The organism is Mycolicibacterium sp. XJ2546 (genome assembly GCF_053483195.1).
The window spans coordinates 1-12,497 of record NZ_JBEFRW010000009.1; the positions used below are offsets into that span (position 1 = coordinate 1).

A 12,497-nucleotide genomic window follows, 5' to 3' on the forward strand; every position below is an offset into this window, starting at 1 on the left:
ACTGGGCCGATACCCCGGATCCGGCGCGGCGTCGGTGGGCACGTCCAACGGTTTCAACGTCGCGGTCTCGGCGAGCTCACGCACCGATTCGGCGGGCAGCACCCCAAAACCGGGCAGATAGCCCGGGGTGTCGGCGGTGCCGTCGAGGGTGGGTTGTTCGGCCAGCACATGGATGACCGCCGCCGCCGCGGCCTCACGCGTCGCGCGGGCCGGACAATCCTCGGATCCGCATTGGCACGCCAGGGTGGCTTCGCCTCGGGCCACCGGGCCGCAGGCATCGGCGCGACGCTGGCGTTTGGTGCGCGGATCGTTTTCACACACCGTGGCCGCCATCGCCTCGAGGCGCTGATCCATCGCGGCGGCATCGGCAGAGTGCAGGGTGCCCCATAAGATCGCCATGCCCGCGGTATCGCCAGGATGGATCTCCACGCAGCGATCCTCATCTTCTTTGGGCGCGACCCGCACCGCGGCCGGATCGTATTTGGCCACCCACATATCCAGCCGATCACGCAGCTTGGGCGTGGACAGCTTCATCCATTTGTGCACCCGGCGCGCCAACGCCTCATCAAGCTCACCGATCCGCTCATCCTCGACGTTTTCGGTGCGGTTGACGATCGTGTTGACCATCCGAAAGTCGATCACCCCGCTGATGAAAACCTTGGCGATCCGCGGCAGCCGCTCACGCAACGTCCTGGCCAGCCCGACCTGATACACCGCGCGGGCATGGCTGATGTTCTGGATCGGCGAGATCTCCGCGGCCACCGCAGCAACTACATCGGTGAAGTAGAACTTGGCTTCGTGATATTCGCGCTCGCGGCGAGCGAACAACTCACCGACCGCAGCCAGGCGCCGACCCATCGCCGCCGACTCCTCACGGGTCTCCTCACCCATGAAGTCGACCAACTCCACATCCGACACCGCCTCGAACATACATTCGATACTAGCCGGACCCGCCGACATTTCAGAGTTCGGCGGCGGCGTCCTCGTCGAGCAGCCAGACGGTCGCTTCACGACCGACCGCGCCCGCCGCCGGCCAATCGGCAGGGGTGGCACCGCCGACGGCGGCGGCCACCGCTTCGGCCTTGGCCCCGCCGGAGACCACCAGCCAAACCTCCCGCGCCTGCTGTACCGCGGGCAGCGTCAGCGTGATGCGCTGCGGCGGCGGTTTGGGGGAGTCGGTGACGGCCACCACCATCCGGTCCTTCTCACGCACCGCAGCAGTGTGCGGAAACAGCGAGTTGATGTGACCTTCTGGGCCCATGCCCAGCAGATGCACATCGAAGGCCGGAGCGGGCTCACCGTCTTCGGCGTTGGCCGCCAACTCCCGCTCGTAGTCCTGCGCGGCGGCCTCGATGTCGTCGCCGAACTGGCCGCCGCTGGCCGACATCGGGTGCACGTTGACATCGGGGATGTCGATGTGGTCCAGCAGCGCCTCGCGGGCCTGCTTGTAGTTGCGCTCGTCGTCGTCCTCGGGAACGAACCGATCATCGCCCCAGTACAGATGTACCTTCGTCCAGTCGATCCCGGAACTGCGCGCAGCGACGCGCTTGAGCAGGCCGATACCCGTACCGCCACCGGTCAACACGATGTGCGCGTTACCCCGCTCGGCGATCGCGTCGCCGATCGCACCGATCAGGCGATCACCTGCGGCCTCGACCAAAGCGGCGGTGTCCGGGTACTTCTCGACGATCGTGCTCACGTGTATTGCACCTTGCCTATGCCTTGTAGTGCTTCATGGTAGATCTCGTCTGGGTCCAGCCTGCGCATGTCTTCGGCAAGACACTCCTTGGCTTCTCTGCGCGCCAATGGAATTCGAGCCTCCGGCCTGCTGGTGCGGCTCAGCGTGGCGGTGACGCCATTCTGCGGCCGCTGCAGCGTGATCGTCTCGCCGCTGCGGACAAGTTCCACCTTGAGGTCACCCGACACCCGCCGTACTGGGCCGCCGATTCTACTGGCCAGCCAACCCGCCAGGATGTCCAGCGCGGGTTCGTTGCTGAGACCCGACACCAGCGCCGAGGTGATCGGCTCATGGGGATCCAGTTCGACGGCGGCAGCCAGCAGCGCCCGCCAGTAGGTGACCCGGCTCCACGCCAGATCGGTGTCGCCGTCGGCGTAGCCGTCCAGGCGGCTCTTGATCGTCGCCAGCGGATCAGCGCTGGCCGTGGCGTCCGTGATGCGTCGAATCGCCAACTTGCCCAATGGATCCTGCGCGGGCACCGGTGGCGCAGCGGTGGGCCACCAAGCCACCACCGGGGTATCGGGAAGCAGGAAGGGAAGCACCACGCTGTCGGCGTGCTCGGCGAGGTCACCATGCAGGCGCAGCACCACCACCTCACCGGCGCCCGCATCGGCGCCGACGCGAATCTCACCGTCCAGCCTAGGTTGCGGCGCGCCGCGATCGCCTGCGACCGCGACGATCACCCGGCACGGGTGCTCACGGCTGGCGTAGTTGGCCGCCTCGACGGCGTCCTCGAGACATCCATCGTCTGCTGCGATGACCAGCGTCAGCACCCGGCTGAGCGTTATCGCGCCACCTTCTTCACGCAACCCGGTGATCTTCTTGCTGATTTCGGTGGTGGTGGTGTCGGGCAGTTCGACGATCACGGCCGCCTCCATTCCCGGCCCATTTGATGCAGCATGTCGAACGCCGAAGACGGGCCCCAGGTGCCCGCCTCATAGGGTTCCGGTTTGCCGTGGGCAGCCCAATCGTTCAGTACGGGATCAAGGATCTCCCAAGATAATTCGACTTCGGCGTTCACGGGGAACAGCGAGGGCTCACCCAACAACACATCGAGGATCAGCCGCTCATAAGCCTCGGGGGAGTCCTCGGCGAACGCCGAACCGTAGGAGAAATCCATGTTGACGTCACGGACTTCCATCTGGCTGCCCGGCACCTTGGACCCGAACCGCGTGGTGATGCCCTCGTCGGGCTGGATCCGGATCACCAGCGCGTTCTGCCCGAGTTCCTCCGTCATGGTCTTGTCGAACGGCAGAAACGGCGCCTTCTTGAAGATAAGTGCGACCTCGGTGACCCTGCGTGCCAAGCGTTTTCCGGTGCGTAGGAAGAACGGCACACCGGCCCAGCGCCGGTTGTCGACCTCGAGGGTGATCGCGGCGAAGGTCTCGGTCGCGGAATCCTTCGAGAAGCCTTCCTCTTCCAGCAGCCCGGGTACTTTCACGCTGCCTTGCCACCCGGCGGCGTACTGCCCGCGTGCGGTGGTCCGGTCCAAGGGTTGCATCAGCTGGGTCGCCGAGAGCACCTTGATCTTCTCGGCCTGCAGTTCACGCGGTCCGAAGTTGGCCGGCTCCTCCATGCACACCAGCGCCAGCAGCTGTAACAGGTGGTTCTGGATCACGTCCCTGGCGGCCCCGACCCCGTCGTAGTAGCCTGCCCGCCCGCCGAGCCCGATGTCTTCGGACATGGTGATCTGGACGCTGTCAACGTAGTTGGCGTTCCACACCGGCTCATACAGCTCGTTGGCGAAGCGCAACGCCAGAATGTTCTGCACCGTTTCCTTGCCGAGGTAGTGGTCGATCCGAAACACCGACTCCTCGGGAAACACGCTGTTGACCACGGCGTTGAGCTCGCGGGCGCTCTGCAGGTCATGGCCGAACGGTTTTTCGATGACCACTCGGCTCCAGTGGCCTTGCGCAGGACGGGCCAACCCGGTCCTCTGCAGTTGCTCGCACACCACCTGAAAAGAATTGGGCGGGATGGAGAGGTAGAACGCGTGGTTGCCGGCGGTGCCCCGTTCGGCGTCCAGCTTCTCCAGCGTTTCGGCGAGCCGCACGAATGCCGCGTCGTCGTCGAAAGTGCCCTGGACGAACCGGATTCCCTCGGCCAAACGGTCCCAGACCTCTTGGCGAAACGGGGTACGCGCGTTCTTCTTGACGGCCTCATAGACCACCTCGCCGAAACTCTCGTCGGCCCAGTCGCGGCGAGCGAAGCCCACCAGGCTGAAGCTGGCGGGCAGCAGGCCACGGTTGGCCAGGTCGTAGATCGCCGGCATGAGTTTCTTGCGGGCGAGGTCGCCGGTGACGCCGAAGATCACCAGACCACAGGGGCCTGGGATGCGGGGCATTCGCTTATCCCGCTTGTCCCGCAGGGGATTACGCCATCCCGCACCGCCCGATGCGGCTCGCTGGGCCGCGGACGTCATTTGTTCGCGGCGTCGAGCTGACCCTGGGTAGCTTCGAGCAGCTCGAGCCATGACTTCTCGAACTTCTCAACTCCTTCGTCCTCCAGCACCCGGAACACGTCGGGCAGATCGATGCCGACGCCGCTGAGCTTGTCGAAGACGGCCTGCGACTCCGCGCCCTTGCCGGTCACCGTGTCGCCGCTGATGACGCCGTGGTCGGCGACCGCGTCGAGCGTCTGCTCCGGCATGGTGTTCACCGTGTGGGGGGCGACCAGCTCGGTGACGTAGAGCGTGTCGGCGTACTCGGGGTTCTTCACACCGGTGGACGCCCACAGCGGGCGCTGCACCCGTGCACCGTCGGCCTTGAGGGCCTCATACCGTGAACCGCCGACGAACACTTCCTCGTACGCGGCGTAGGCGAGCCGGGCGTTGGCAACGCCGGCCTGACCGCGCAGCGCGAGGGCTGTGTCCTTCCCCGAGTCCGAGGCTATCTTCTCCAGCCGGTTGTCGATCTCGGTGTCGACCCGGGAGACGAAAAACGATGCCACCGAATGGATCTTGGACAGGTCGTGGCCGGCTTCCTTGGCCTTTTCCAGCCCGGCCAGGTATGCGTCCATCACCATGCGGTGCCGCTCGACGGAAAAGATCAGCGTGACGTTGACCGAAATACCTTCGGCCAGCACCGCGGTGATCGCGGGCAGCCCGGCCATGGTGGCCGGGATCTTGATGAACAGGTTGGGCCGGTCGACGATCTTCCACAGTTCCACGGCCTGCAGGATCGTCTTGTCGGTGTCGTGCGCCAGCCGCGGGTCGACCTCGATGGAAACCCGGCCGTCCACGCCGTCGGAGGCCTCGTGGGCCTTGGCGAGCACGTCGCAGGCATTGCGGACGTCGTCGGTGGTGACGGTGCGGACGGTGGCGTCCACATCGGCGCCTCGGCTGGCCAGTTCGTTCACCTGATCGTCGTAGGCGGTACCGTCCGAGAGCGCCTTCTGGAAGATCGTCGGGTTGGTCGTGACACCCACAACGCATTTGGTGTCGATCAACTCCTGCAAGTTGCCGGTCTGCAGCCGGTCTCGGGAGAGGTCGTCGAGCCATACCGACACTCCCGCAGCGGACAACGCCGCCAGATTGGGATTTTGAGCCATTGCTCTACCTTTCAGTTCAGTTGTCTAGCGATCGCTCCGCGGCGGCCACCACAGCTTCTGGGGTGAACCCGTACTCGCGGAACAACGTCTTGTAATCAGCGGATTCCCCGTAATGTTCAATCGACACGATCTCGCCGGTGTCGCCGACCAGTTTGTGCCAGCTCTGCGCGACCGCCGCCTCCACGGCGACGCGCGCAGACACCGCGGGCGGCAGCACGCTGTCGCGGTACTCGACCGGTTGCGCCTCGAACCACTCGACGCACGGCATCGACACCACCGTCGCGGTGACGCCCTTGTCGCCCAGCATCTTCTGGGCTGCCACGCACAGCTGCAACTCGGAGCCGGTGCCGATGAGCACGACGTCCGGTTGCTTGTCGGGGGCGCCGCCCAAGACGTACCCGCCCCTGGCAACGCCTTCGGCGTCCGTGCCCTCGAGCACCGGGATGGCCTGGCGGGTCAGGATCAGGCCGACGGGGCCGCTGTTGGCGCCGCGTTCGATGATCGTGCGCCAGGCGTAGGCGGTTTCGTTCGGGTCGCCAGGGCGCACCACGGACAGGTTCGGGATGGCGCGCAGCGCCGCGAGGTGTTCGATCGGTTGGTGGGTGGGGCCGTCCTCGCCGAGCCCGATCGAGTCGTGGGTCCAGATGTAGATGGTGTCGATGTCCATCAACGACGCCAACCGCACCGCGGCGCGCATGTAGTCGGAGAACTGCAGGAACGTACCGCCGAAGGCGCGGGTCGGTCCGTGCAGCACGATGCCGGACAGGATCGAGCCCATGGCGTGTTCACGCACACCGAAGTGCAGCACCCGACCGTACGGGTCCGCCGTGTAGTCCTTGGTCGAAATCGACGGCGGGCCAAAGGAGTTCGCGCCCTTGATGGTGGTGTTGTTACTGCCCGCCAGGTCGGCTGAGCCACCCCACAGCTCGGGCAGCTTCGACGCGACATCGTTGAGCACCTGGCCGAACGCGGCGCGGGTCGCGATGTCCTTGGAGCCGGGCTCCCAGTAGGTCAGGTCGGCGTCCCAGCCCGGTGGCAGCTCTTTGGCCAGCAGTCGGTCCAGCAGCGCCTTGCGTTGCGGTTCGCGCTGCGCCCAGGCGTCGAATTCGCTCTGCCACTTCTCGCGGGCCTCCTTGCCGCGATCGACCAACTTGCGGGTGTGCTCGATGACATCGGGGCGCACCTCGAAACTCTTGTCCGGGTCGAAGTCGAGGATCTTCTTGACCGCGGCGACTTCCTCCTCGCCGAGCGCGGCGCCGTGGGCCTTGCCGGTGTTCATCAGGTTGGGTGCGGGGTAGCCGATGATGGTGCGCAGCGCGATGAACGACGGTTTGTCGGTGACCTTCTTGGCCTCGGCGATCGCTTCCTCGAGCCCGACGACGTTCTCGCCGCCCTCGACTTCCTGCACGTGCCAGCCGTAGGCGCGGTAGCGGGCGGGAGTGTCCTCGGACAGCGCGATGTTGGTGTCGTCCTCGATCGAGATCTGATTGCTGTCGTAGAAGACGATCAGGTTGCCCAACTGCTGGGTGCCGGCCAGCGACGACGCCTCGCTGGTGACGCCCTCCTCGATGTCGCCGTCGGAGGCGATCACATAGATGTAGTGGTCGAACGGGCTGGTGCCGGGCGCGGCGTCGGGATCGAACAGCCCGCGCTCGTACCGCGACGCCATCGCCATCCCGACCGCGGAGGCCAGCCCCTGCCCCAGCGGGCCCGTCGTGATCTCAACGCCCTTGGTGTGCCGGAACTCCGGATGGCCGGGTGTCTTGGACTTGAAGGTGCGCAGCGCCTCGATGTCGGAGAGTTCGAGCCCGAAACCGCCCAGGTAGAGCTGGATGTACAGGGTCAGGCTGGAGTGGCCGGCCGACAGCACGAAACGGTCGCGGCCCAGCCAGTGCTGGTCGGTGGGGTCGTGGCGCATCTGGCGCTGAAACAGCGTGTAGGCCAGCGGAGCCAGGCTCATCGCCGTGCCGGGATGACCGTTGCCGCGCTTCTGGACCGCGTCGGCGGCAAGTACCCGCACCGTATCGACGGCGCGCGTATCGACCTCCGTCCAATCGTCCGGGTGGTGCGGGCGGGTGAGGGCGGAAATCTCGTCGAGTGTGGTCACTAGGCGCTCCTGGTCGAGGGTTGAGCTCGGCACGCTGCTCGTAAAAACACCCTAGTGCGGGATAGTCATCCAGTGCAGGCAGCAGCGGGAGGATATGGGGAGGATTAGGACGCCGTTCGGGTGCGGTCTACCATCGTCTGTAGTAGACGCTTCGCGTCGCCGGTATTTCGACAGGAGTGACCTGCGTGAACATTCGGGAAGGCCACCTCAACGAGGAGACGCTGGACCGGACGTCGGCTACCCAAAGCTTGCGGCGACAGTTCCTCGACAAGGTGCTCGGCTACATCTCGCTGACCAAGCCGCGCGTCATCGAGTTGCTTCTGGTCACCACCATCCCGGCGATGCTTCTGGCGAACCGCGGAACCGTCGACCCGCTGCTGATCCTCAACACCCTTGTCGGTGGCCTGCTGGCGGCCGCGGGCGCCAACACGCTCAACTGCGTCGCCGATGCCGACATCGACAAGGTGATGAAGCGCACCGAGCGCAGACCGCTGGCGCGGGCCACCGTGCCGCGCAGCCACGCGCTGGTGTTCGGCCTGGTGCTGTCGGTCGCGTCGTTCTTCTGGCTGTGGTGGACGACGAACCTGCTCTCGGCGCACCTGGCCGGCGCGACCATCGCCTTCTACGTGCTGGTGTACACGCTGCTGCTCAAACGCCGCACCTCGCAGAACGTCGTGTGGGGCGGGGCGGCCGGGTGCATGCCGGTGATGATCGGGTGGTCGGCGGTCACCGGCACCATCGCCTGGCCCGCGCTGGTGATGTTCGCGATCATCTTCTTCTGGACGCCGCCGCACACGTGGGCGCTGGCCATGCGGTACAAGGAGGACTACCGCGCCGCCGGCGTGCCGATGCTGCCCGCGGTGGCCACCGAGCGTCAGGTCACCAGACAGATCCTCATCTACACCTGGCTGACGGTTGGGGCGACGCTGGCGCTCGCGCCCGCAACCGGATGGCTGTACACGGCGGTGGCGCTGCTGGCGGGCGGCTGGTTCCTGGTGATGGCGCATCAACTCAACGCCGGGGTGCGCCGCGGTGAACCGGTCAAACCGTTGCGGCTGTTCCTGCAGTCCAACAACTATCTGGCCGTGGTGTTCTGCGCGCTGGCGATCGACTCGGTGCTCGCGCTGCCGACATTGTTCTGAGCGGGCTGACTCGCCCGGCTACGGCACCAGAACCACTGAGCCGAAGGTCTTTCGGCCCTCCAGGTCACTGTGCGCGGTTGCCGCGTCCTCGAGCCGGTAGCGTTCGCTGACCGTCACGTTGAGGGTGCCGTTGGCGATGGCCTCGAGCAGTTCTCCCGCGCGCCAGGCGAATTCATCGGGTGTGCGGGTGTAGTGCACCAGCGTGGGACGGGTCAAAAACACCGAACCCGAGGTGTTCAGCAACTGCGGGTCGAACGGCGGGACGGGCCCGCTGGCCGCGCCGAACAACGCCAGCGTGCCACGCACCGCCAGGCTGGCCAGGCTGGCGTCGAAGGTAGCCGCACCCACGCCGTCGTAGACGACCGAGACGCCGCCGTCGGTGAGGTCCTTGATCTGCGCGCCGAACTCGGCCGGATCGTCGGGGTAGTCCAGCACCTCGATCGCGCCTGCGTCGCGCGACATCTCGGCCTTCTCCGGCGTCGACACCGTCGTGATCACCTGGGCGGCCATGCTGGTGGCCCACTGCGTCAGGATCAACCCGACCCCGCCCGCGCCGGCGTGCACCAGCACGGCGTCACCCTGCTGCACCGGGTAGGTCGACTTGATCAGGTAGTGCGCAGTCATCCCCTTGAGCAAGGATGCGGCGGCCACCTCGGGGGCGACGACGTCGGGCACGTAAGCGCAGAAATCGGCTGCGGCGACGCTGTACTCGGCGTAGGCGCCGTTGGCCTGGGCGGTGACGACCCGGTCGCCGACCTTGAGCGCGGGAACGTTGTCGCCGACGGCCTCCACCGTGCCGCACACCTCGTTGCCGATGATGAACGGCGTCTCCCGCGGATACAGCCCGGAACGAAAGTAGGTGTCGAGGAAGTTCACGCCGATCGCGTCGGCCTTGATCAGCACCTCGCCAGGGCCGGGAGCGGGCTGCGGTTTCTCGACGTAGGTGAGGACCTCTGGTCCGCCCGTCTCGGTGATCTCGATAGCGTGCATGCTCACATCCTCCCAATATCCTTGCAGTTGTGAAGCTGGCCCGGCCCGACGTGTTCCATCCCCGCATCGTGCTAGCGGGTAGTACCGAGCTGCCCGCCGGGGACGGCGACGACGCCGGCCTGGTCGGGGCCCTGCGCGAGCACGGCCTGCACGCCCGGTGGCTGCCCTGGGATGATCCCGCCACCCTGGCAGCCGATCTGGTGATCCTGCGCGCGGCTGGCGCCGGCGAGGAGTTCCTGGCCTGGACCCGCCGGGTCCGCAACCTGCTGAACCCGCCGGCGGTGGTCGCCTGGAACACCGGCGCGCGGTATTTGCAGGATCTGGCCGACGCCGGCGTTCCGACAGCAACGCACGGCACCAAAGAGGTCTCGCTGGTGTTCCTCGGCGGTCGGCAGTCACACGCCTTCACCCGCCGGGCGCAGGCCGAACCGGACTTCGAGGTGTGGGACGTCGGCCACGCGGCCCTGGCGGCTGCAGCCGATCGTCTGCAGCTCGCACCGGCCGAGTTGCTCTACGCGCGCGTAGACCTGACCGGGGGGCCGCGTCTGCGCCGCCTCGACCTCGTCGCGCCGACGTTGGGCTGGGCACGGCTGGACCCGACCACCCGCGCTCGGCAGCAGCGGGTGTTCGTGCGCGGCGTGGAGTCAGCGCTGGACCGGCTCGGGCTCGGCCCGTTCTCGCATCGACGCCCATAGCGCGGCGGTGGCCGCGGTACACAACGCGGCGCCGGCGACGTGCACGGCCACCAGCGCCGCGGGCACGCCGGTGTAGAACTGTACGACGCCGACCAACCCTTGCGCGCACACCAACACCAGCAGCACCGCCAACCGGATCAGCACGGGGCGGGTGGTTTTCACCGCGAGCAGCCCGAAGCCCAGTCCAACCAGCAGCGCCAGATATGCCACCAGCAGCGACGAGTGCAGGTGCACCAGCGTGGTGATCTCGACCTCGAGCCGCGGGACCGGGCGGGTCGCGCTCTTGTCGCCCGCATGCGGACCCGCGGCGGTGACCAGCGTGCCGGTCACCAGCACGGCGGCCAGTGCGACGCCGCTGAGAAATGTCAGCTGCCGCAACGGGTTCGGCGCTCGCCGGACCAGGACGCCGTCGTCGGGCTCGCCGATCTTGACGAACAGCAGCACCGCCAGCCACACCATCGTCATCGACGCCAGCAGGTGGATGGCCACCGTCCACCACAGCAGCCCGGTCAGCACCGTGATGCCGCCGATCACCGCCTGCACGACCGTCGATGCCGGCATCAGCCACGCATAGATCTGCACTTCGCGTCGCCGTCGGGCCCGGGTGACGGCGAGCACCGCGAGCGCGGCGGTGATCACCACCAGAAACGTCACCAACCGGTTGCCGAACTCGACCACCTGGTGCACGACCGGCACCTCGGCGACCGGAACCGGGGTGAAGCTGCCGGGGAAGCACTGCGGCCAGGTCGGACAACCCAGTCCGGACGCGGTGACGCGCACGATCGCGCCGGTGACCGAGATACCGCCCTGGGTCAGGATCACCAGGAAGGCGATGACACGCTGCGCCCGCAGGCTGGGCAGCGGCAGCAGGTCGACCAGCCGCAGAAAGACGCGTCGCACGCTCCGATGGTAGTTGAGGCCAACTACACGCCGTAGTAGCGGGTACTCAGTACCAGATCGCGATCAATTGGCCGTGCTCGTTGCGCTGCGGCGGATCCGGTACGCACACCGCCTCACCGCGCGCGATCCGGTCGGCGCTCCACGCCACCGCCGCGGCGTCCAGCACATCGTCGGCGGGCACCTGCCCGACCTCGGCGCCGAGGTCCTCCGGAACCACGACCCCGGCCTGGGCCAGCACCCGTAACCGCGCTCGCTGTCCGCGCCAGGTCTTCTTGGCACCGTCCTCGAAGCGCAACCCCAGCCGCTGAAACGACAACTCCGGGTGGACCTCGTGCAGCGCTGTGCCGGTGTCGTAAAGCCGGTTGGCCTCAAGTACTTTCGCGCGCAGTCCCCATGCCTGCCTGCTGGGCATCCAGCCTGCCAGAGCCTTGCAGCGACGCTTGGCCGCGTCGTAGTCGGGTTCGTCGAAGACCGGCCGCGGCGGCGTGATGTACACGCTGGCGCCGCGACGGCCGAGCATCGCGCGCGCTGCGCGGTCCGCGGTGCGTTCCCCGGACTGCACCAGCCCGAGTGGGATGTCGACGGCGACGACGTCCGCGTCGGTGAGGCGCGCGACGAGATCGTCGAGCCTCACGGCGAAGTGCGCGTCGGCGAATCCGGCGTCGTGCAGCTGCACGCCGACCCAGCCGGCGCGGCAGGCGTCCACGCCCAGCACGCACGTCATCGCCGGCGGGGCGCCACGAACGGCACCAGCACCTCGTCGACGAGCTGCCCGACCAACTCGTCGGTGATCGGGTCGCCGGTGATCAGCAGCCGGTGCCACAACACGCTCTGGCCCAGCTCGCGGGCGATCTCCACGGGGACGTCGGCGCGGACGTCGCCACGCTCGATGCCGCGGGTCAGCAGGGCTGCCATCTCCTGCTTGCGCCAGCCGATGACGTCGTTGCGGAACGCCTCGGACAGCGCTGGGTCCTGCGCCGTCGCGGCGACCGCGGCGCGCAGCACCGCCGCGTCGGGCCCGGTGAACAGCGCCGCCCAGCCGCGCAGCACGCTGAGCATGTCGGTCCGGTAGCTGCCCGTGTCGGAATGCGGGATCGACGTCGTCGCGATGCGTAGCAACGTATCTCGCAGCAGTGTCGCCGCGTCGGGCCATCTTCGGTACAGCACCGGCTTGCTGGTCTGGGCGGCGGCGGCCACGGCTTCCATCGTCACGGCTGCCGGACCGTGCTCGGCCAACAGGCCGAGCACCGCGGTGCGGATGGCGGTGTCCAGTTCGTCGCCGCGCCGTCGCTGCATCGATATCCCCTAGGAAACGCTTGCGTATCTTAGCGCCGGAGCCTAACGTACCGAATATAAGAAACGAACCCGTATCTTGG

The 12,497-nt window shown here is 67.3% G+C and carries 12 protein-coding genes; 2 read left to right on the forward strand and 10 right to left on the reverse strand.

All coding sequences use genetic code 11. The features are described 5' to 3' along the window. The 6 genes from ABQE44_RS15920 to tkt form a co-directional block, all read right to left on the reverse strand. Positions 1–930: DUF222 domain-containing protein (locus ABQE44_RS15920; protein WP_448430786.1), on the reverse strand; the 930-nt coding region annotated here is incomplete at its 3' end. Between the two features lie 31 nt (positions 931–961). Continuing rightward, positions 962–1,699, reverse strand: a complete 738-nt coding sequence (pgl, locus tag ABQE44_RS15925; protein WP_448430787.1) for a 6-phosphogluconolactonase — start codon at positions 1,697–1,699, stop codon at positions 962–964. After that, complete coding sequence (gene opcA / locus ABQE44_RS15930) at positions 1,696–2,604, reverse strand: glucose-6-phosphate dehydrogenase assembly protein OpcA (protein ID WP_448394323.1); 909 nt, start codon at positions 2,602–2,604, stop codon at positions 1,696–1,698. The genes pgl and opcA overlap by 4 nt, the downstream gene beginning before the upstream one ends. Then, entirely contained in the window at positions 2,601–4,160 is a 1,560-nt protein-coding gene (gene zwf, locus ABQE44_RS15935) for a glucose-6-phosphate dehydrogenase (protein ID WP_448394324.1), read from the reverse strand. The genes opcA and zwf overlap by 4 nt, the downstream gene beginning before the upstream one ends. Beyond that, positions 4,157–5,287 carry a transaldolase gene (gene tal / locus ABQE44_RS15940; protein WP_448430789.1) on the reverse strand — a complete coding sequence of 377 codons (1,131 nt, stop codon included), beginning with the start codon at positions 5,285–5,287 and terminating at the stop codon, positions 4,157–4,159. The genes zwf and tal overlap by 4 nt, the downstream gene beginning before the upstream one ends. 16 nt (positions 5,288–5,303) lie before the next feature. After that, positions 5,304–7,394: a transketolase gene (gene tkt / locus ABQE44_RS15945; protein WP_448430791.1), complete on the reverse strand. Its 2,091-nt coding sequence runs from the start codon at positions 7,392–7,394 to the stop codon at positions 5,304–5,306. A gap of 185 nt (positions 7,395–7,579) precedes the next feature. On the opposite strand from tkt, the gene ABQE44_RS15950 reads away from it, so the two are divergent. Further along, positions 7,580–8,536 carry a heme o synthase gene (locus tag ABQE44_RS15950; RefSeq protein WP_448394327.1) on the forward strand — a complete coding sequence of 319 codons (957 nt, stop codon included), beginning with the start codon at positions 7,580–7,582 and terminating at the stop codon, positions 8,534–8,536. A gap of 18 nt (positions 8,537–8,554) precedes the next feature. On the opposite strand, the gene ABQE44_RS15955 is transcribed toward ABQE44_RS15950, so the two are convergent. Then, positions 8,555–9,526: a quinone oxidoreductase family protein gene (locus tag ABQE44_RS15955; RefSeq protein WP_448394492.1), complete on the reverse strand. Its 972-nt coding sequence runs from the start codon at positions 9,524–9,526 to the stop codon at positions 8,555–8,557. Between the two features lie 29 nt (positions 9,527–9,555). Between ABQE44_RS15955 and ABQE44_RS15960 the strand changes: the two genes are divergently transcribed. Then, the gene (locus ABQE44_RS15960) at positions 9,556–10,221 is read left to right on the forward strand and encodes a DcsG N-terminal domain-containing protein (protein WP_448394328.1); all 666 of its coding nucleotides are present in this window, start codon (positions 9,556–9,558) and stop codon (positions 10,219–10,221) included. Here the strand turns inward: ABQE44_RS15960 and ABQE44_RS15965 are convergent. The 3 genes from ABQE44_RS15965 to ABQE44_RS15975 are packed head-to-tail and all read right to left on the reverse strand — an operon-like array spanning position 10,171 to position 12,417. Beyond that, positions 10,171–11,121, reverse strand: a complete 951-nt coding sequence (locus ABQE44_RS15965) for a COX15/CtaA family protein (protein ID WP_448430793.1) — start codon at positions 11,119–11,121, stop codon at positions 10,171–10,173. The genes ABQE44_RS15960 and ABQE44_RS15965 overlap by 51 nt on opposite strands. Before the next feature lie 46 nt (positions 11,122–11,167). Next, on the reverse strand, positions 11,168–11,836 hold the full coding sequence (locus ABQE44_RS15970) for a DUF429 domain-containing protein (RefSeq protein WP_448430795.1): 669 nt from the start codon (positions 11,834–11,836) through the stop codon (positions 11,168–11,170). A gap of 5 nt (positions 11,837–11,841) precedes the next feature. Further along, complete coding sequence (locus tag ABQE44_RS15975) at positions 11,842–12,417, reverse strand: TetR/AcrR family transcriptional regulator (protein WP_448430797.1); 576 nt, start codon at positions 12,415–12,417, stop codon at positions 11,842–11,844. Between the last annotated feature and the right edge of the window lie 80 nt (positions 12,418–12,497).